Genomic DNA, 20,713 nt, shown 5'->3' with positions numbered 1-20,713 from the left:
GGGTTCAGCCCTCCTGCTGGAGCACGACGAACGCGATGGCGGTGCCGCCGGGGCCGGCGGTGGGGTCGTGGGAGAGGGAGACCAGCACCCGGTAGCCGGCCATCGACTCCGCGATGGCGCCGTGCAGCCGGATCGCCGGCCGGCCCCAGGCATCGGTGCGGACCTCGATCTCGCGCAGGTCCACGTGCTCGGGGTCGATCACCTCGGGGTGGCCGAAGCAGGTGCTCGACCACGCCTTGACCACCGCCTCCTTGGCCGCCCAGCGGGCGGCGAGGCTCTCGGCCTCCCGGAACGAGCCGGGGGAGGAGTCTCCGTCCGAGCCGGCCCGGGCCGCGCGCCGCTCACCTGCGGTGAACGAGCGGGCGAACCGGGTGCCGGGCTGGTCGAGCTGCTCGGCGAACGCCTCGACGCCGACGAGGTCGACGCCGACACCGGCAGTCTCCGGCAGGGCCTCCACGATCTCCGGGGCCACGCCCGTCATGCCTGGACCCCAGTTGTGGCCCGGGAATCGGCCCGGGCGTAGACGCCGTCCGCCCCGAGACGGGCACGCGGGTCGATGAGCATCGCGGTCTCGTCGGCCTTCGTGCGCTTGAGGTCGCTGTCGGCGAACCGGCGCTTCTCGGCCTTGCGGAACAGCGGGTCGCCGCCGCACATGGCGTCCAGCCTGCGTGCCTCGCCGGCCACCAGGCGCTCGGTGGCCGCCTGCTGCCAGCTCTGCCGCTGCGTCGGGGTGAGCGCGGCCACGAAGGCGCCGGGGTGCGCCACCGCGACCAGCGCCGAGACGTGCCCGAAGCCGAGGCTGGTCAGCAGCCCGGCCCGCATCGGGCCGGTCTCCAGCGACTGCCGCAGCCAGACGAGGTGCTCGTTCTCCGAGAGGACCTCGTCGACGCAGTCCAGCCCGCGGTTGGGCGGGACCACGCCGCCGGCCAGCATCTGGCACAGCCCGATCAGCTGGAAGGCGGCAGCACCGCCCTTGGCGTGACCGGTCAGCGACTTCTGGCTGACCACGAACAGCGGCGCACCCACCGTGCGCCCCAGGGCGCCGGCGAGCCGCTCGTGCAGCTGCGACTCGTTGGGGTCGTTGGCCGCGGTCGAGGTGTCGTGCTTGGACACCACGGCCACGTCGTCGGCGCCCAGGCCCAGGGCGGCGAGGCCCTTGGCGAGCGGCGAGGAGGCGCCACCGATCCCGGCTCCCAGGGCCCCGACGCCGGGCGCGGGGATGGAGGTGTGGATGCCGTCGGCGAAGGAACCGGCGTACGCCACGACCCCGAGCACGGGAAGCCCGAGCTCCGCCGCGACGTCACCGCGGGCCAGAACGACGGTGCCGCCACCCTGGCCCTCGACGAACCCGCCACGACGACGGTCGTTGGGCCGGCAGACGTGGCGCTCGTCGATGCCCCGGGCGAGCATGTCGGCGGTGTCGGCCGTCGCGCTCATGTTGCCGAAGCCGAGGATGCCCTCGATGCCGAGGTCGTCGAAGCCGCCGGTGACGACCACGCTGGCCTTGTCGAGGCGGATCTTGTCCACACCCTCCTCGACGCTGACGGCGGCGGTGGCGCACGCGGCGACCGGGTGCACCATCGAGCCGTACCCACCGAGGTAGGACTGCACGGTGTGCGCCGCGATCACGTTCGGCAGCGCCTCCTGCAGCACGTCGTTCGGCGGCTGCTCACCGAGCAGCGCGTCGACGTACATCTTGCGGGTGGACTGCATCCCGCCGATGCCGGTGCCCTGGGTGTTGGCGAACCTCGTCGGGTGGATGTGGCGCAGCAGCTCCGCAGGCTCCATGCCGGCCGAGATGAACGCGTCCACCGTGGCCACGAGGTTCCAGGCCGCCAGCCGGTCGGTCGACTCGGTCATCGAGCCGAGGCCCCAGACCTTGGGGTCGAAGCCGTCCGGGATCTGGGCTCCCACGAACCGCGAGAGCTTGAACCTGCGGGGGACCCGGATCTCGCTGCCGGCCAGTCGGGTGACCAGCCAGTCGCCGTCCGCGGTGGGGGTGATCCGGGTGTGCTTCGGAGACGCCGCCACCATCGCGTCGGCCTCGTCGCGGGTGCGCACCACGAAGGAGGTGTCCTCCTCGAGGAACACCGGCACCATCAGCGGCGCGGTGCCGTCGATCATCGCCCCGTCGTCGCGGTAGCGGCGGATGCCGACGCTGCCCTCGATCTGCTCGGCGTACTTCTCCACGACCTCGGCCTCGGTGAGCGGCTCACCGGTCGCAACGTCGTGCCAGCCGGCCACCGGCTCGTGCTCCCAGACGATCAGCCCGGTCGTCCACGCCAGCTCGAGCACACCGGCCGGGGACAGGCGGTCCTCGACCTCGAGCTCGAACCGGGTGCGCGAGGACCCCATCGGGCCGACCTCGCCGGCGCCGACGATCACGACCATGTCCTCGGGGGCGGTGTGCAGCTCGGGCCAGTCCATCGTGGGCTGGACGACGCCGTAGCCCGCGGGGTGGGTCAGCGCGTGCAGCACGTTCTCGGCCTCGGGCTCGTCGGCGGCCGGGCTCGACGCTGCGGCCTGCGCCTCCCTGGCCAGTGCGGCCAGGTCGAGGTCGGCCTCGCCGAGGCCGCCGGTGAGGTCGGCCACGATCGGTGCCTCGGACGCCGTACGCCGGGACTCGGCGCTGCACAGCTCGAGCAGCTCGGCGGCCATCTCGGCCGGGGACCAGGTGCGGACCCCTGCCTCGGTCACGGCGTCGACCAGCGGGTCGTTGTGACCCATCAGGCCGGTGCCGCGGACCCAGCCGATGTGGGCGTGGGCCAGGGAGACCCGCGCGGACCAGTCGCGCTCGGCCTGCCAGCGCTGCACGAACGCGTCGAACGCGGCCTTGGCCTCGCCGTAGGCGCCGTCGCCGCCGAAGCGGCCACGGTTGGGCGAGCCGGGCAGTACGACGTGCACCCTCCGGCCGAGCTTGTGCTCGGCGCCCTGGGCGGCCAGGCCGGTGACCAGGCGCTCCACGCCCCAGAGCAGGACGCGGAACTCGACCTCGGCCCGGGGGCCGGCGTCGGCGGCGGTCCCCTGCACGGCCGGGGCCGCGAACGGGAACACCAGCGTGGGGGAGAGTGCCGGTCGCAGCTCGGTCTTCATGCCGCCGGCGGACTCCACCACGGGGGAGGAGATCCACTTCACGAGCGCGTCGACGTCGGCGTACGACGCCAGGTTGGCCGGCAGCACCCACAGGGCGGCGCCGTTCGAGGCGTGGTCGCGGTAGAGGCCGCGGAAGAACTCCCGCCGGTCCTTGTCCAGGCGCGAGGTGGTCGCCACGACCGTGGCGCCCCCGCGGAGCAGGTCGGCCACCACGGCGCCGGCGATCGAGCCGGGAGCAGCACCCGTCACCACGGCGACGTCGTCGGCCCACTCCAGGTCACGGTCGGCCGCCGAGATGGCGCCGCCGTAGAACGAGACCAGGTCGGTGCGCTGCTCGCGACGGGCGCGGTCCAGCCACCAGCCTGCCTGCGCCCGGGCCGCGGGGTCGAGACCGACGAAGCTGCGCGTCCACGCGTCCTCGTCACCGGCCCACACCCGGGCGAAGTCCTCGCGCACCGAGGCCCAGCGGTCGTCGAACAGGACCGCGCGCCTGGCGTCGAAGGACGGCGCCACCTTGCGGGCCCAGTCGGTGCCCAGCTCGGACTCGACGAGCTGCACGAGCTCGGCGTCGAGGTCCTGCTCCTCGGCGGCGACGCCGTCCTCGGCCAGCCCCAGCTTGCCGAGGAGGTGCCTGGCCGTGGAGGCCAGGATGCCGTCGTGCCCGATGATCGTGCCGCTGAGCTCGTCGAGCGCAGCGGAGTCGACCGTGCCGCCCTCGCCACCTGCGGCGGCGGGCATGCTCACGGAGACACCCTGCGCCTGGCCGACGGCCTGGACCGCGTGGTCCACGACGGCGTTCAGGTCGGAGAGGTCGATCGGTCCCGAGCCGTTCGAGAAGGTCAGCGACCCGCCACGGGTGGAGGCCCCGTCGCGCAGGCCGGCGGCCAGCTCGGCGGACACGTGCGCCACCCAGCCGGGGCCGAGCTGCCAGGTCTCGCGCACCCGGTCCGCGATAGCGGCGGGCTTGCTGCCGGCCGCACCGGCGAACTTGCGCAGCTGCTCGCTGACGGCCTCGGTGAGCACCGGCCCGAAGGGGGAGTAGGTGCGGGCCAGCTTGGTCACGGTCGCGGACAGTGCCTTCCACTCCGCCTCGGCCGCGCCGTCGATCGCACCCAGTGACAGCTCGGCACCGAGGTCGACCAGCAGCTGGTTGCGGCGCGAGGAGACGCCGTCGCACAGTGCCTCGATCGTGTCGGCGGGACCGATCTGGTCCGGGCGCACCTTGGTCCGCAGTGCGGCCAGGGTCCGGGTCGCGTCCGCGGCCGTGTAGCTCAGGTCCGCGGGCCGCTCCGCCCCGGCAGCGGCCACCGGTGCAGCAGGAGCGGCGGGCGCGGCGGTCTTCTCCGGTGCCGGTGCGGCCTCGGCGGTCGAGACCTCCTCCGGCTCCTCCTCGGGCATGGGCGTGTCGGTCGCGAACACCACAGCCGCATCGCGCGAGGAGTTCACGATCCGGGGCGCGACCCCGTCGTACGACGGGAGCCGGGTCGTCTGTGCCGCCAGGCTGGCCAGCGTGGGCGCGTTGGCCACGCCGACCTCGACGAACTGCTCGATGCCGAGGCCACCGTGCTCGGGGGCGCCGAAGAGCAGGTCCTGGGTCTCGATCCAGCGGACCGGGCTGGCGAACTGCCACGCGAGCAGCTCGATCAGCAGGGCGCGCCCGAGGCGGGCGGGGTCGGCCTCCCAGGTGGCCCAGTCCTCGAGGACCGGCTTCAGCAGCGGGGAGTCGACGAGGTCCGCGACCTCCTGGACGTAGTCGCGGTCCAGGGTGAACAGCCGCGGCACCAGGTTGGGGATGTAGCGACCCACCAGCAGCGACGGGTCGATCACCGCGGGCAGCAGGTCGTCGAGACGCTGCCGGAAGTCCTCGACCCCGGCGTGCAGTTCCGAGGAGTGGAACGGCACGTCGATGCCCGGCACCAGGATGAACGCGGGCTTGCCGCCCACCCGGGCGCGGCGCTCCTCGACGACCTCCTCGAGCGCCTCGAGGCCGGCGACGGTGCCGGCGATGGCGTACTGCGAGCCACGCAGGTTGTAGTTGACGATCTGGATGAACTCACCCGACGACGCGGCGACCTCCGAGACGAACGCCGAGACGTCGTCGTCGGCCACGTCGATCTGCGAGGGGCGGATCGCAGCGAGCCGGTAGTTGCTGCGGCCCTGCGCGTCGCGCGGCACCAGGTGGTGCATCGCCATGCCGCGGCGGAACACGATCTCCAGCAGCGCCTCCAGCGGGAGGATGCCGGTGACGGCGGCCAGCGCGTTGTACTCGCCGACCGAGTGGCCACAGGTGATCGCACCCTCGACGAAGACGCCGGCCTCACGCATCTCGGCGACCTGCGCCACCGCGAGGGTCGCCATCGCGACCTGGGTGAACTGGGTCAGGAACAGCACGCCGTCGGGGTGCCGGTGCAGCTCGCCGTCGGCCCACAGCTCGATCGGGTTGTCGCGCACGACCGCGAGGATCGAGAAGCCGAGCGCCTCCCGGGTGTGGCTGTCCGCGCGGTCCCAGACCTTGCGGGCCGCGGCGGAGCGGGTGCGTGCCTCCAGGCCCATGCCCTGGCTCTGGATCCCCTGGCCGGGGAAGGCGTACGTCGTACGCGGTGCCGCGACCAGTGCCTCGGCGACCATGGTCAGCTCGCCGTCGGCGCGGCAGGTGACCTCGACGGCGGTGTCCCCGCCGAGGACGCCGGTGCGCTCGACGGTGATCTCCACCTCGGCGCCGGGCAGCAGCGGGGAGACCCAGCGGGTCAACCAGCTGCGGATCGGCCGCGGGTGGTGGGTCGCCCCCACCGAGGCGGCAGCACGCTGCGCCACGGCGGAGAGCCACATCCCGTGCACGATCGGGCCGTCGAAGCCTGCGAGCCGGGCGGCGGCGGGCTCGGTGTGCAGCGGGTTGTGGTCGCCGCTCACGGCGGCGAACGCACCCATGTGCTCGGGTGCGGTGACCTTGAACCGGTCCATCCGGGCCCGCGGCGTGTCCTGCACGTCGGTGGCCAGCGACCGGGGGGCGGTCAGCTCGGCGGTGCCGACGCGGCCGCGCACCATGAACCGCTCCTGCAGCGTCGCCACGGTCGCGTCCTGCTCGGAGGCGTCGGTGATCGTGATGTCGACGGTGATGACGCGCCCGGCCCTGGTGTCCGCGACGTTGCTGCGGCGTGCGGTGACGGTGAGCGCGTCGCCGTCGGCGGGCACCTTGGAGATCTCGATCCGGTGGTCGAGGTGGACCAGGTCGAGGAGGCCCTCGACGGGGCCGATGCAGGCGAAGACGGCCGGCCAGGTCAGGCCCACCAGGGCGTCGGGGACGGACTGCTCCTGCGGGTCCGCGACGGCGTCGCCGCGGCGGGTGCGGGTGGGGCTGGTGACGCCGATGTGGTCCGCAGCGCGGTCGGTGGTCCAGGTCGCCTCCAGCACGGCGGTGTCCTCGACGACCTCGGGCAGGGTGCCGCCGGCGGTCAGCGCCAGCAGGGCGCCCATCGCCTCGGTGGCCGCCTCGGTGGAGATCACCGGGAGCCGCCCGCTCGAGACCCCGGACAGGTCGACGCGCAGCTCCAGGTCACCCTTCGAGAGGGGGACCCGCAGCATCGCGGCGTCGTCACCGTCGGGCACCAGCTCGAAGGTCGTCCCCTGGGGGAGTCCCTTCAGGCGGTGCAGCGGGTTCGGCACCACGCGCCCGGCCCACACCACGTCCTGGGAGGTGAACGCGGCGTCGAGGGGCGTGGTGCCGGAACCCACGGTGCTCCGGCTCACGGCAGCGTGGGAGGAGACGTCGTGACCACGGAGGTCCTCGACGATCGCTGCCTCGAACCGGTCGAGCAGGTCGGCCACCGGCTCATCCACCACGGTGATGCCACCCACGGCCACAGGGCCCGGGATGACGATCACCTGGTCGGCCCCGTAGGACTCGTCGTGGGCTTGCCACAACGAGTCCGAGCGCCACCAACGGCGTACGTCGGCGTCGATCACGGGGACGAAGTTGACCGGCTTGCCCGGCCGACGGCAGATCTCGAGGAAGTACTGCACGTCGGCGGGGTGGAGCCGGCAGCTGAGGGCCTCGGGGTGGGTGGCCACGAGCGTGTCGATGGCCTCCGAGGGGGAGTCGAGATCGGCGTCGAGACGGTCGATGGGACCGGCCGTCGCGGGGTGCACGCGCGCCAGTGCGCGGTCGAGCATCGCCTCGAAGCGGGAGCGGAACGTGACGTCGACCCAGCCCTTGCTGGTCGAGCCTGTCGGGCCCGAGAGCTCCACGTAGCGGCGCAGCCACTGCTCGTAGGTCATCTCCGCGACGTCGCCGAAGTAGGGCTTGCAGGTCTGGGCCATCGCGGCAACGAGCTCGTCCTTGCGGGCGGCGGCTGCCTCGGCGTCGCCGGCGACCTCGTCGAGGACGCGGCCGCAGCGCGAGGCGGCGTTGTCGATCTCGTGGATGTCGGCACCGAGCTGGCTGCGCCCGGAGGTGACGTCGCCGTCACTGCGGCCCGCGCCGACCCAGCCGCCGTTGACGGCGGTCGTGATGCCGGGGGTGTCGACGAGGAGCTGCTTGACCGAGGCCGAGGTGGTGGCCTCCTTGGTCGCCATCGCGGCGGTGCCGATCAGCACGCCGTCGACCGGCATGGCCGCCTCGCCGTGCGCGGTCGCCCAGGCGCCGGTGAGGTAGTCGACCGCGCGGTCCGGCGTACCGATGCCGCCGCCCACGCAGACCACCAGGTTCTCGACCGAGCGAAGGTCGGGGTAGGTCGCGAGCAGGAGCTCGTCGAGGTCCTCCCAGGAGTGGTGGCCCCCGGCGACGCCGCCCTCGATGTGCATGATCACGTTGGTGTCGACCGCACGCGCGATCGACAGCACCTGCTTGATCTGCTTGACGGTTCCCGGCTTGAACACGACGTGGCTGATGCCGGACTCGTGCAGGTCCTCGATGATCGCCTCGGCGTCCTCGAGCTCGGGGATGCCGGCGCTGATCACCAGTCCGTCGAGCGGGGCGCCCGCGAGCCGGGCCTTCTGCACCAGGCGCTGGCCACCGACCTGCAGCTTCCACAGGTAGGGGTCCAGGAACAGGGTGTTGAACTGGGCGGTGCGGCCCTCCTCGAGGAGCTCGCCGAGCCGGGCGAGGTTGGCCTTGAAGATCTCCTCGGTGACCTGCCCGCCGCCGGCGAGCTCTGCCCAGTGGCCGGCGTTGGCGGCGGCCGCCACGATCTCGGGGTCGACGGTCGTCGGGGTCATCCCGGCGAGCAGGATCGGCGACTTCCCGGTGAGGCGGGTGAACTTGGTGTCCACGACGGGGGACCCGTCGCCGCGGTCGATCAGCCTGGGTGCGTACGCCGACCAGTCGGCCGCCTCGGGCACGGTCGCGCCCGGCGTGAACAGCTGGTCGCGCCCGGCGGCCGTGGCGGCCGGGAGCACGGTGACGCCGCGCCCGCGCAGCGAGCGGGCGGTCATCTTGGCGGAGAGGTCGGCGGGACCGAGGTCCACGACCCAGCGGGTCTCCGGGCCCACGGCGTCGGTGAGCTCGCGCGGCCAGTCGACGGTCTCCACGCAGATCGCGCGGGCGAGGTGCTCGGTGAGGCCGGCGTCGAGGCCGCAGGCCTGGGCCCAGTCGCGTGCCATCGCGACGGCGGGAGCGAGGGCGGGGTGGTGGAAGCCGAGGGCCACCCGGATCGGCTCGAGGGTCGGGGCGAACGCCCGGCCGCCACGGGTCTTGGCGTCGATCTGTGCCGCCTCCGCGGCGGCGCGCTTCTCGACGGCGGTGCGCACGCGGCGCAGCGCGTCGATGGTGCCGCTGACCACGACGCGACGGGGCCCGTTGACCGCGGCGACGATGGCGGCGTCGCCGTTCTCGGAGACGCCGGCGACGAGGTCGCGGACCTGGTCGAGGTCGGCGCCGCTGATCGCGAGCATGGGGGAGTCCTCGCCGTGCGGGACCAGGCCGACCCGGCGGCCGACGATCGCCGCCGCGGCACCGATCAGGCGCGCTATCGCCATCAGGTCGACGTCGCTGTCGCGGTCGCCCTCACGACGGCCGGCGAGCGCCGCGACGCCGAAGATGCCCTGCGAGTGCCCGACGCTCGCGACGGGCGCGACCCTGGTCAGGTCGAAGCCCTCCCCGGCGAGGAGGTCGAGGGTGGCGAGCTGGGTCAGCAGCACCCCGGGCATGCCGAGGGCAGGGTTGACGGTGTCCGCGGTCGCGGGCGTGACCTCCTGCGCGAGCCAGGTGTGCGGGGTGAACGGGCGCGGGAGGGCGGCGGCGACTTCGCCGGCCACCGGCGCGATCCGGGCGGCGGACTCCTCGACCAGGGTGCTCACCCGGGAGGTGTCGGCGTGCTCCTCGACGAGCTCGGCCAGGGTCGCGAACCAGTCGGTGCCCTGTCCGCCGAAGGTGATCGCGAACTCCTCGCCCTCGATCAGGCGGTCGGCCAGGGTGCGGCCCCGCTCGGGTGTGGCGTGGTCCTGGGTCAGCGTGGTGGGGGGGAGCTGGGTCATGTGAGGAGTCAATCATGTTTCCCGCCTGAACTTGAAGTCCTCCTCACGTTTTTCATGAGATTTCCCTCGACTTTTCTTCTACCCGTCAGTAGGCCGGTCCTAGGCTGCCGGAATGGCCCTCCCCTCCCCGAAATCCGCCCATGTCGCCGTGATCACCGGAGCCTCCAGCGGGATCGGCGCCGAGATCGCCCGGGAGCTCTCCCGGCGCGGTCACGAGCTGGTCCTGGTGGCCCGGTCGGCCGAGCGGCTGCAGGCCCTGGCCGACGAGCTGCCCACCACCGCGCACGTCGTACCCGCCGACCTCGCCGACCGTGCCGACCGCGCCGGTCTGCTCCCCGAGCTGGACTCGCGCGGTCTGACTCCCCAGGTGCTGGTCAACAACGCGGGGTTCTCCACCCTGGGCCCGGTGCACCGCAGCGACCCGGAGGCGGAGCTGCGGATGATCGAGGTCGACGTCGCCGCGGTCGCCGACCTGTGTTCCCGGTTCCTGCCCGCCATGGTCGAGCGGGGCAGCGGGGCCGTGCTCAACGTGGCCTCGACCGCCGCCTTCCAGCCGCTTCCCGGGCAAGCGGGGTACGGCGCCGGCAAGGCCTTCGTGCTCTCCTACACCCGCAGCCTGCACGCCGAGCTGCGCGGCACCGGCGTCACGGCCAGCGTGCTGTGCCCCGGACCGGTCGAGACCGGGTTCGGGGAGGCGGCCGGCTTCGGCGAGGGGGAGGCCGAGGGCGCCCTGCCCGCGATCATGTGGGTGCCGGCGACCCAGGTCGCCAAGACCGCCGTCGAGGGGCTGGACCGCGGGACCCTGGTGATCATCCCCGGCCTCGCCAACCAGGTCGGCGCCGCCTTCTCCACGGTCGCCCCGAAGAGGCTCCTCGCCTCGGTGCTCGCCAGGGTCCACCCGGGACTGCGCGACTAGCTGGGTGAAGCGCTGGGCGGCCGCCGCGACACGGGCCGGACGACGTACTGGTGGCCGGTGGGCGAGGTCCAGGTGTAGCTGCCGTCGTCGAGGCGCTTGTAGTCCCAGGCGGTGAACGTCTTGAGCCGGTGGTGGCTCCGGCACAGTGGGGCGAGGTTGCCGGGATGTGTCTGGCCCGGTGGTCCGCCGTCGTCCATCGACAGGTAGGCGGTGATGTGGTCGAGGTCGCAGCTCCTGCTGTCGCGGCGGCAGCCGGGGAAGACGCAGTGGGCGTCGCGAAGGACGCAGAGCTCGCGCATGGCCGCGGGTGGGTCGTGTGCGTCGACCGGCCGGGCGGCGGGGTCGGCGCTCCCGGCGTCGAGGTCGATGACGGGCCGCAGGACGACCTTGCCGCCAGCGTCGGCGTGCCGGGCGAGCCATTCCTCGAGGAGGCGGGTGGTGGCGGCGCCGTAGTGCTCGATCGTGCAGGCTCCGGTGCCGATCAGGTCGGCGGGGGTGAGGTGCACGTAGAGATCCAGGTTGCCGGTCCCACCCTGTGAGGGCGCGGCGTCGCGCCCGGAGAGCAGGTCGAGGGCGTACTGCGGATCGGCGAGGATCCCGACCGCCCGCGCCCGTCGCACGTCGAGGGGGTCGGTGTCGCCGAGGCCCTTGAGCTCGCCGGCGATGCGGCTCAGGGTCTGGTCGAACAGCAGTGCGTCGGGGGTGTCGAGAGTCATCGCGACGTCGGTGGTGCCGGGGGAGGTACGGCCGGTGCGGTGGAGGTGCACCCCGCGGGCCTGGCGGCGGTGTTGCTCTTCGTCGGCGGCGCGGTCGGGGTCGAAGTAGAGCCGCGCCTCGTCGACCAGCTGCTCGGCGTCGACGAGGTGGACCTTCGCCGGGGTCGAGGCGATCAGCCGGTCCGCGAACGCGACCGCCTCCTCGGAGAGGTCGTGGGTGTGCCGGGAGATCTGGCGGGCGAGCCAGGCCGGGACCCGCCCGGCGACGACGTGCTCCCAGAGCCGCGGCAGCCGGTAGGCGAGCTCGAGGGCGTCGGCGAGGAGCTGCCTGGCGGCGTCCAGGGTGATGTGCAGGGCGGCGCCCAGGCCGGCGACGGCGAGCTCGGAGACCAGGGGCGCGCCGGGTCCGGCGAGGGTGCAGACGTGCTCACCGTCGGCGGGGACCTGGCCCCAGTGCGCGGGCCACTCGTCATCGGGGCAGGGGTGCAGCAGGGCCCAGTCGACGGTCCGCTGCAGCTCGCGGATCTCGGCGGCCTGCTTGTCGGCGCGAGCCTGGCGGACGGCGTCCAGCACCTCTGGAGCGGAGAGGGTCTTGGTGCCGGCCATGAACCAACTCTAGGTGTGATCACCGACACAATCGAGCACCTGTTCGAGGTTGTGGAGAACTATCTCGCGGCTCCTGCCGAGAGCCGCGAAACGACGCCTGGCCATGCGTCCCGACCCGAGACCCACGCCAGCGAGCGCGCGAATCAGCCCGCGAACTCCCCGGCGCGAACAAGCTCGGCGAGCTCCGCGATGCGGGCAGTCGGGACCTCCAGGCCGGTCCCCGGCTCCTTGTGGACGACCTTGACGGATCCGGTCGGACCCCAGCGGTCGCCCTCGATCCGGACCACGCCGACCTTCCAGGGCTGCTGCTCCTGCCACCGCTCGATGAGCCTGCCGAAGACCAGGTACAGCGGCACCAGGACCAGCAGCTCCTCCAGGCCGCTGGGGCCACCGGTGAACGTCTCACCGCGACGGACAGCCCGCACGTAGTAGAAGAAGTTGCCGACGTGCAGCGGCACGTCGTGGTCGTTCAGGGCGAACGGCAGCCGGTCGTCGTCGGGCACGCCACCATCGTGGGGCAGGTGGTGCCCCCCTGTCCCGAACCCGGAGAACTAGCCCCGGGTCCTCGTGACGTCAGTCGCGAGGGCGGTACGGCGCCGGGCGTCCAGGGGGGACGGGCGACGGCTCAGGCGCCGGTCCAGCACCGCTGCCGCCCGCTCGGCCTGGCCGGAGGCCACGAGGGCGTGGATCAGCGTGTCCTCCAGGACGTCGCGCTGGGCCGCACTCCCGCCGAGCGCCTCGGCGCGGGGGAGGACCGCCTCGAGATGCACGACCGCGGAGCCGTGGTCGCCCTCGACCATCGCCTGCAGTGCGCGGCACACGGGGGCGACGACCTCACGGAAGGTGGCGTCGGCGTGCGCGAGCGAGGTGGTCCGCAAGGCGGCCAGGCCGACTTGGTCCCGGGCGGAGGCGAGGCTGAGTGCTGAGTGCAGCGCGGCGAACGCGGTCGGAGGGCTGATCAGCCAGCCGTCCGGAGCGGCCTCGCACACCGCGGCGCCGGGCAGCACGCCCTGCCAGGAGTCGGTGACCTGGCAGCGCCACAGCAGCGAGCCGCTGTCGACCAGGGCCCGGGAGCCGGTGACCTGGGGCGGGGAGAGCTCGCGCTCGTAGCGACGGCGCACCGCAGCCAGGTCGCCCTGCGCCAGCTCGTGCAGCGCCGCGTGCCAGGAGAAGTGCGAGCGGTGGTTGGCCTCAGGGCCTCGGGTGCGGATCCACTCGTCGAGCCAGGCCAGTCCCTCGGTGTGCCGGCCGGTCTCGTAGAACACGTGGGCCTGCGCGTGCGCGGCGTGGCCGGAGGCCGGCTCCACCGACAGGGCGTACGACGCCAGCGCCTCCGCCTCGGCCCATCGCTCCTGGTCCTGGCGCACGAACGCGAGCTGCCCGGCGTACCACCAGTCGTCGCCGTAGCTGCGACCGAGACCCTCCACGAGCGCGGCCGTCTGGGGACCCGAGGTGAGGCCGCCGAAGGCGACCGTCGGGACCACGACGCTCACCGCGAGGGCGTCGCGCGGGAAGAGCCGGATGTGCCGGAGGAGTGCGGCGGCGCCGGTGGGCTCATCGGAGCGCAGCCGCACGGTGACGGCGTCGAGGAAGCTGACCTCGCGGTCGTCGAGGTCGCGGTCGGCCGCGGCGATGTGGGCGGCCCGCAGCGAGGCGCGCCAGGAGCCGGTCGCGCCCCACTCGTGACCCAGCAACGCCAGGGCCGCGTGGGCGTGGGCGAAGCCCGGGTCCAGCGCCACGGCGGCCTCCAGGCCCGCCTCGACGCCGTCCTGGAGGCGGAGCAGCCGCCCGAGCGCGTCGTTGTACGCCGCGGCCGCCGCGCCTTCGGTCGTGAGCGTGAGCCCGTAGGTGTCGACGGGCCGCCGGCTGGTCTCGCCCTGCAGTGCACGCACGACCGCACGGGCGACCTCGTAGGCCTGCTCGCGGATCTCGGGCATCGCCGTGGTCTCCCACAGGTTGCCGCGCCGCAGGGTGCCCAGGGCGTGGAACGGCACGCTGGGAGGAAGTACGCCGAGGATGCGGCCGTCGTCGGCGGTGTCGATGCCCAGGCCCGACGGCCCGGGCCGGACGAGGCCGTCGCGGGCCAGCGTGACCAACAACGGGTCCTTGGCCACCGTGCCGACCGGGCCGGTGCAGTTGACGACCCCGGCGACCTCGAGCCGCTGGCCGTCGCTGAGGGTCACCTCGACCCCGGACTTCGTGGGGCGGGCGTCGGTCACCGTTCCGGCGTGCCGGACCAGGCGCCCGGACGCGGCGATCGCACCGAGCCGGCCGGCGGTCACCGGGGGCATCCGGTGCCGGCGTACGTCCCACTCGCGGGCGTCGCGCGCGGTGAAGGTGCGCTTGTCCTCCTCGTCGAGCCCCTGCCACAGCTGGGCGGTGACCGGTCGCAGGCCGTCGAGGGCCGCGCGCCAGTCGCCGGTCTCCTCCACCGTGCGCTCCACGTGGTCGCGGACCACCTCGCGCAGCTCGGCGAGCGAGCCGATCCGGGTGATCCCGGGAGGCGGGGGCACCGCCGGGGTGGTCGGCATCCGGTGCACGGCCGGCAGCCGGTCGCGGCGCGAGACGGTGTGCAGCGTGCGTCCCGGCGCATCGGCGGCGATGGCGACGTCGACCATGGTCAGCCCGGTCCCGACCAGCAGCAGGTCGCCCTCGGGCAGTTCCTGGGTCCACGGGTCATCGACCAGCAGCTCGCTGTCGCGCAGCTGCGCGGGTGCCCAGTCGGTGCCCGGGGTGGCGCCGGTGGCGAGCACGACGGCACGCGCGACGACCGACTGGCCCGAGGCCAGCCGGACCACGAACGCGTTGCCGCGGCGGTCCAGCCCGGTCACGGAGTCGGTACGCCGGTCCAGGCGGGCGTTGCCGGGGTACTCCGCCGCCGTGCTCAGCAGCCCGGCCACGTAGTCGCCGTACACCCGGCGCGGGACGAAGTCCTGCGGCTGGGCGCCGGGGTCGTGGTGGTTGCGCACCCAGCGGAAGAAGTGCTCGGGGTCGCGCGGGAACGCGCTCATCCCGCTCGCGGGGACGTTGAGCAGGTGCCGGTCGTCGCCGGTGGAGTACGCCGCGCCGCGACCCGTCGTGGGGGAGGGGTCCACCAGGACGACCTGGTAGCGCTGCGACAGGCTGGTGAGGAGGTGGGAGGCGGTCAGGGTGCCGGCAGCACCGGCCCCGACCACCACCACGCAGCAATCGCCTTCGCCCCGCGCAGCTTCGTGCATGTGCACCACCCGTAAAGTCTAGTAATCTGGTGCATTAACTTACCAAACAATTCGTCCGGGGCCACCATCCACGCCCGACGGGTGGGTCACACTCGATCGGCTACTCGGCGTCCTTGATCTCGCAGACGACCTCGCCGTTGGTGACGCCCGAGCCCACCTCGGCCTTGAGGCCGGACACGACGCCGGCCTTGTGGGCCTTCAGCGGCTGCTCCATCTTCATCGCCTCGAGCACCACGATCACGTCGCCCTCGGCCACGGTCGCGCCCTCCTCGACGGCGACCTTGACGATGGTGCCCTGCATCGGGGAGGTCACGGAGTCGCCGGACACGGCGGCGCCGGCCTTCTTGCCGCCCGCGCGCTTCGGCTTCTTGTTGCCGTTGCCGCCGCCCCCGCCCATGCTGGCGAGCCCGGCCGGGAGGACCACCTCGAGGCGGCGCCCGCCGACCTCGACGGTCACCTTGTTGCGCTCGTCGGGCTCAGGCGCCTCGGCCGAGTCGCCGGCGTACGGGGTGATCTGGTTGTCGAAGTCGGTCTCGATCCACTGCGTGTAGACGCTGAAGTCCTCGGGCGCCTCGACCGGCGTGCCGATGAAGGCGGGGTCGGAGACCACGGCCGCGTGGAACGGGATCACGGTCGGCATCCCGTCGACGCCGAACTCGGCCAGCGCGCGGCGGGACCGCTCGAGTGCCTGGGTGCGGTCGCGGCCGGTGACGATCAGCTTGGCGATCAGGGAGTCGAAGGCGCCGGGGATGGTCTCGCCCTCCTCGTAGCCGCCGTCGACGCGGACGCCGGGTCCGGCGGGGGGCGACCACTTGGTCAGCGTGCCGGGAGCGGGCATGAAGTTGGCCCCGCCGTCCTCGGCGTTGATCCGGAACTCGATGGAGTGGCCGCGGATCTCCGGGTCGTCGTAGCCGAGCTCCTCGCCGGCGGCGATCCGGAACATCTCGCGGACGAGGTCGATGCCGGTGACCTCCTCGGAGACGCAGTGCTCGACCTGGAGGCGGGTGTTCACCTCGAGGAAGGAGATGGTGCCGTCGGCGGCGACGAGGAACTCGCAGGTGCCGGCGCCGACGTACTCCGCCTCGCGCAGGATCGCCTTGGAGCTCTCGTAGAGCTCGGTGAGCTGGGCGTCGGTGAGGAACGGCGCGGGGGCCTCCTCGACGAGCTTCTGGTTGCGGCGCTGCAGCGAGCAGTCGCGGGTGGAGACGACCACGACGTTGCCGTGCTTGTCGGCGAGGCACTGGGTCTCCACGTGGCGCGGCTTGTCGAGGAACTTCTCGACCAGGCACTCACCGCGGCCGAAGGCACCGACGGCCTCGCGCACGGCCGCCTCGAAGGCGTCCGGGATCTCCTCGATCGTGCGGGCCACCTTGAGGCCGCGGCCACCGCCGCCGTAGACGGCCTTGATCGCCACCGGCAGGCCGTTCTCCTCGGCGAACGCGATGATCTCGTCCGCGTCCTTGACGGCGTCCTTGGTGCCGGGGGCCAGGGGAGCCTTGGCCCGTTCCGCGATGTGCTTGGCCTTCGCCTTGTCGCCGAGGGCGTCGATGGCGGCCGGGGTGGGGCCGATCCAGACGAGGCCGGCGTCGATCACGGCCTGGGCGAAGTCGGCGTTCTCGGCGAGGAAGCCGTAGCCGGGGTGCACGGAGTCAGCGCCGGACTTCTCCGCGACGGCGACGATCTTGGCGATGTCGAGGTAGGAGTCCGCCGGGGTGGCGCCCTCGAGGGAGTGGGCCTCGTCGGCGAGGCGCACGAACAAGGCATCGCGGTCGGGCTCGGCGTACACCGCCACGCTGCCGATGCCGGCGTCCTTGCATGCGCGGATGACACGGACTGCGATCTCGCCACGGTTGGCGATCAGCACCTTCTGCAGCGGCTTGACGTCTGGCACGACTCTCCTCGTTGGGCTCCGGTGATCCATCCGGAGACTACTGCGCCACCTCGGTGCGCCTCGACGGGTCCCGGCTTCTGGGCGTCAGCTGTTGCCGACGGAGGGGTCCGCGACGCCGATTCCGGGGCGCTTGTCGCCGTACAGGAGCCGGTCGTGACGGACCAGGGCGCGCGCGGCGCGGCGGTCCAGCGCCTGGCTGCCGCCGGGCAGCCGGCCGACCAGGTGGGTCCAGAAGAGGTTCGCGGCGATCCGATACGCCGGGTACCACGGCGGCCGGACCGGGAGGCCGAGCTCCTTCATCCCCGAGGGGCCGACCAGTACCGACGAGGCGCTCAGGCCGCGCTCGCGCTCGTAGGTGCGCCGCCAGCGAGGGATGTCGGGGTAGTGCTCGGGCGCGCTCATCAGTGCGGCGGCCAGCTCGCGGCTGCTCCGGTCGGGGCCGGGATCGGCCGAGAGCATCCGGTAGAGCACGGTGCGGCCCTTGCGCTCGGTGCGCGGCAGCCACTCGTCCGGCACCCCCATCAGCCACCCGATGTAGGACCACAGGTGCATCACCGCCTCCGAGTCGCGGCGCGGGACCCGGATGCCGAGCAGGCGTGCGTGCAGCAGGTAGGAGGTGGAGAAGGTGCCCAGCGTGCTGGCCTGGTCGTAGGCGTTGATCGGCACCCCGCGCAGGTCCCACTCCCAGTCCTCGGCCCGCTCGAGCTGGTAGTTGACGAAGGCGTGCATCACCCGGACGTGCACGGTCAGCTGCCAGCCGGGCTCTGTCCGGGCGAGGCCGCCGGGCGTGGTCACCGCGAGCCACCAGGCGCCGGTCTCGCCGACGCGCTGCAGCGTGGTCTCGCTGGAGAGCCGCCCGGAGCGGACCAGCGGCTCCAGGGCGGCGGCGCTGCGGTAGCCGCCGAGCAGGGAGCCGAAGCCCAGGATGTCGTTGGCGTCCCAGCCCAACCGCCGGGTGAACCGGGCCCCGCGCTCGAGCAGCTCGTCGTCGACCCAGTCGGGCCGGGTCTCGACCGCGTCGAACAGCGCGCGCAGCGGCTCAGGTGCGTCGGGCACCGAGTCCACGCCGTGGTGCAGCGCCTGCCGGAACTGCTTCATCGTCGCAGTGCGGTCCTCTCGCACCGCGCGCACGAACGTGTCCCCGACGTCGTCGCGCTCGAGCAGCCCCCGCTTCAGCCGGGCCGTCTCCTCGGGTCCGGGCACCGCGCCGGGCCCGGCGACCAGCTTCAGCGGAGCAGCTACCCGGTCCGACCACTCGGGCGAGGAGCGCCAACGGGTCGGGGTCGGCAGGTCGACGAAGCGGCCGGGGGACAGGTGTGCCGGGGTTGTCGAGGACATGCCTCGACCCTAAAGTGAGCAAATGCTCGACTTCTACTCGCGTTCTGCCCAGCGGACACCATGAGTGCCGACCAGGGCGCCCACCTGCGCAGACGACCCCTCCAGCGCCGCTCCCAGGAGATGATCGACCGGATCCTGGAGGCCGCTGCTCGGGTTCTGGCCAGCGAGGGGTACGCCGCGATGTCCACCAACCGCGTGGCCGCGGAGGCGGACGTGAGCATCGGGTCGCTCTACCGATACTTCGCCGACAAGACCGAGCTGGTCGAGCAGCTGCGCGAGCGGGTCAACCAGGAGATCCTGAGCAGCCTGACCACCGCGATCCTGGACTCCCTGGACGCAGGTCCCCGGGAAGGCATCGAGCGGGTGCTGGAGACCCTGGTCGCCGGGCTGGAGCGTCACCGGGCGCTGCTGGTGGCGCTGATCGACGAGGTGCCGCTGGGCTCCCAGGCCAACACGCTGCCGGAGATCGAGCGCCAGCTGACCGAGTTCACCCGGCTGTTCGTGCTGCGGCACCAGCCTGGGCTGCCGCGCGAGGAGCTCGACGCCCGGCTCTACCTCGCCATGGGTGTAACCCTGAACGCGTGCCTGCGGATCGCGCTGGAGCGGCCCGAGCACCTCGACCGGGACCACCTGCTCCGCCTGGTCGCCGACATGCTGCTGATCGGACTCGACCACTGAGGCGTTCGTCACGCTGTGGTCCGCGCGCACCCGTGGGACCTACGATCCCCTCATGGACTCCTCCGCCACTCCGAACGCCCGCCAGCGCTGGCAGCAGCGCTACGACGCCGCCCTGAGCGGTGGGAAGGTCCGCGACGCCGACTTCACCACCTTGTCGCAGGTGGAGGTCGAGCCGGCGTACGGCACCGACGAGTCCGAGTGGCCCGGGGAGTTCCCCTACACGCGCGGCCTCTACGCGACCGGCTACCGCGGCCGCACCTGGACGATCCGCCAGTTCGCCGGCTTCGGCAACGCCCAGCAGACCAACGAGCGCTACAAGATGATCCTGGGCCGCGGCGGCGGCGGCCTCTCGGTGGCCTTCGACATGCCCACACTGATGGGCCGCGACTCCGACGACCCGCGCAGCCTCGGCGAGGTCGGGCACTGCGGCGTGGCGATCGACTCCGCCACCGACATGGACGTGCTCTTCGACGGCATCAAGCTCGACGAGGTCACCACCTCGATGACGATCAGCGGGCCCGCCGTGCCGGTGTTCTGCATGTACCTCGTCGCCGCCGAGCGCCAGGGCGCCGACACCACCAAGCTGAACGGCACCCTGCAGACCGACATCTTCAAGGAGTACATCGCCCAGAAGGAGTGGCTGTTCGCGCCCGAGCCGCACCTGAAGCTGATCGGCGACCTGATGGAGTACTGCGGGACGAACATCCCGGCGTACAAGCCGCTCAGCGTCTCGGGCTACCACATCCGTGAGGCCGGCTCCACGGCTGCGCAGGAGCTCGCCTTCACCCTGGCCGACGGTTTCGGCTACATCGAGCTCGGCCTCTCGCGCGGCCTGGACATCGACGAGTTCGCCCCCGGGCTGAGCTTCTTCTTCGACAGCCACCTCGACTTCTTCGAGGAGATCGCGAAGTTCCGGGCGGCCCGTCGCATCTGGGCCCGCTGGGTCCGTGACGTCTACGGCGCCAAGACCGAGAAGGCCCAGTGGATGCGGTTCCACACGCAGACCGCGGGGGTCTCCCTGACCGCGCAGCAGCCCTACAACAACGTCGTGCGCACCGGCATCCAGGCTCTGGCTGCCGTGCTGGGCGGCACCAACTCGCTGCACACCAACGCCCTCGACGAGACGCTGGCACTGCCCAGCGAGCAGGCCGCCGAGATCGCGCTGCGCACCCAGCAGGTGATCATGGAGGAGACCGGCGTGGTCAACGTGGCGGACCCGCTGGGCGGGTCGTACTTCGTCGAGGCGCTCACCGACAAGATCGAGGCCGAGGCCAACGCCATCTTCGACAAGATCCTGGAGATGGGCGGCTCCAGCCTGCGCCACGACCAGACCGAGGCGCTCGCCGAGTCGGCTCGCAACGGTGGCGACCCGGTGACCCAGGGCCTGCTGCGCGGGATCGAGGACGGCTGGTTCATGGCCGAGATCGCCGAGGCCGCCTTCGCCTACCAGATCGCGCTGGAGAAGAAGGAGAAGAAGGTCGTCGGGGTCAACGTGCTCCCCGAGTCGGTGACCAGCGACCTCGAGATCATGCGGGTCTCCCACGAGGTGGAGACCAGGCAGGTGCGCATCCTCGCCGAGCGCAGGACCGGTCGCGACCAGGCCGCGATCACCGCGGCGCTCGAGGAGATGCTCACCGCCGCCCGCGAGGACCGCAACATGATCCCCGCGATGCTGGAGGCGTGCCGCGCCGAGGCGACGCTCGGCGAGATCTGTGACGCGCTGCGCCGCGAGTGGGGCGAGTACCGGGAGCCCGCGCGCTTCTGAGCCACGGGCTGGGGGGGATCG

At 72.8% G+C, this 20,713-nt stretch carries 10 protein-coding genes; 3 read left to right on the top strand and 7 right to left on the bottom strand.

Annotated features, from left to right (window positions below):
* Positions 1 to 4: 4 nt before the first annotated feature.
* Both acpS and AC4BGC_RS12875 read right to left on the bottom strand, forming a co-directional pair.
* Positions 5 to 481 (bottom strand): holo-ACP synthase AcpS, encoded by a 477-nt coding sequence (gene acpS, locus AC4BGC_RS12880; RefSeq protein ID WP_490548040.1) that lies wholly within the window; start codon positions 479 to 481, stop codon positions 5 to 7.
* On the bottom strand, positions 478 to 9,564 hold the full coding sequence (locus tag AC4BGC_RS12875; protein WP_490556162.1) for a fatty acid synthase subunit beta domain-containing protein: 9,087 nt from the start codon (positions 9,562 to 9,564) through the stop codon (positions 478 to 480). Before AC4BGC_RS12875 ends, acpS begins: the two co-directional genes overlap by 4 nt.
* A gap of 112 nt (positions 9,565 to 9,676) precedes the next feature.
* Here AC4BGC_RS12875 and AC4BGC_RS12870 point away from each other — a divergent pair, with 112 nt between their 5' ends.
* On the top strand, positions 9,677 to 10,480 hold the full coding sequence (locus tag AC4BGC_RS12870; RefSeq protein WP_490556160.1) for an SDR family NAD(P)-dependent oxidoreductase: 804 nt from the start codon (positions 9,677 to 9,679) through the stop codon (positions 10,478 to 10,480).
* Here the strand turns inward: AC4BGC_RS12870 and AC4BGC_RS12865 are convergent.
* The 5 genes from AC4BGC_RS12865 to AC4BGC_RS12845 all read right to left on the bottom strand — a co-directional run bounded on the left by AC4BGC_RS12865 (position 10,477) and on the right by AC4BGC_RS12845 (position 18,249).
* Positions 10,477 to 11,802, bottom strand: a complete 1,326-nt coding sequence (locus AC4BGC_RS12865) for an HNH endonuclease signature motif containing protein (RefSeq protein ID WP_490556158.1) — start codon at positions 11,800 to 11,802, stop codon at positions 10,477 to 10,479. The two genes, AC4BGC_RS12870 and AC4BGC_RS12865, sit on opposite strands and share 4 nt — an antisense overlap.
* A gap of 143 nt (positions 11,803 to 11,945) precedes the next feature.
* Complete coding sequence (locus tag AC4BGC_RS12860; protein ID WP_490556157.1) at positions 11,946 to 12,305, bottom strand: hypothetical protein; 360 nt, start codon at positions 12,303 to 12,305, stop codon at positions 11,946 to 11,948.
* 48 nt (positions 12,306 to 12,353) lie between these two features.
* On the bottom strand, positions 12,354 to 15,020 hold the full coding sequence (locus tag AC4BGC_RS12855) for an FAD/NAD(P)-binding protein (RefSeq protein ID WP_490557183.1): 2,667 nt from the start codon (positions 15,018 to 15,020) through the stop codon (positions 12,354 to 12,356).
* 100 nt (positions 15,021 to 15,120) lie between these two features.
* Entirely contained in the window at positions 15,121 to 16,911 is a 1,791-nt protein-coding gene (locus AC4BGC_RS12850) for an acetyl/propionyl/methylcrotonyl-CoA carboxylase subunit alpha (RefSeq protein ID WP_490556156.1), read from the bottom strand.
* Positions 16,912 to 16,995: 84 nt separating this feature from the next.
* On the bottom strand, positions 16,996 to 18,249 hold the full coding sequence (locus AC4BGC_RS12845) for an oxygenase MpaB family protein (protein ID WP_490556155.1): 1,254 nt from the start codon (positions 18,247 to 18,249) through the stop codon (positions 16,996 to 16,998).
* 60 nt (positions 18,250 to 18,309) lie between these two features.
* Here AC4BGC_RS12845 and AC4BGC_RS12840 point away from each other — a divergent pair, with 60 nt between their 5' ends.
* Both AC4BGC_RS12840 and icmA read left to right on the top strand, forming a co-directional pair.
* Complete coding sequence (locus tag AC4BGC_RS12840) at positions 18,310 to 18,927, top strand: TetR/AcrR family transcriptional regulator (protein ID WP_490556154.1); 618 nt, start codon at positions 18,310 to 18,312, stop codon at positions 18,925 to 18,927.
* A 52-nt stretch (positions 18,928 to 18,979) separates the two neighbouring features.
* Complete coding sequence (icmA, locus tag AC4BGC_RS12835; RefSeq protein ID WP_490556153.1) at positions 18,980 to 20,692, top strand: coenzyme B12-dependent isobutyryl-CoA mutase large subunit; 1,713 nt, start codon at positions 18,980 to 18,982, stop codon at positions 20,690 to 20,692.
* Positions 20,693 to 20,713: the final 21 nt, after the last annotated feature.

This window comes from Nocardioides sp. Z38_18, assembly GCF_058215695.1.
The sequence above is the reverse complement of the archived record's forward strand: the minus strand, read 5'-3'. Positions and strand labels throughout refer to the sequence as shown.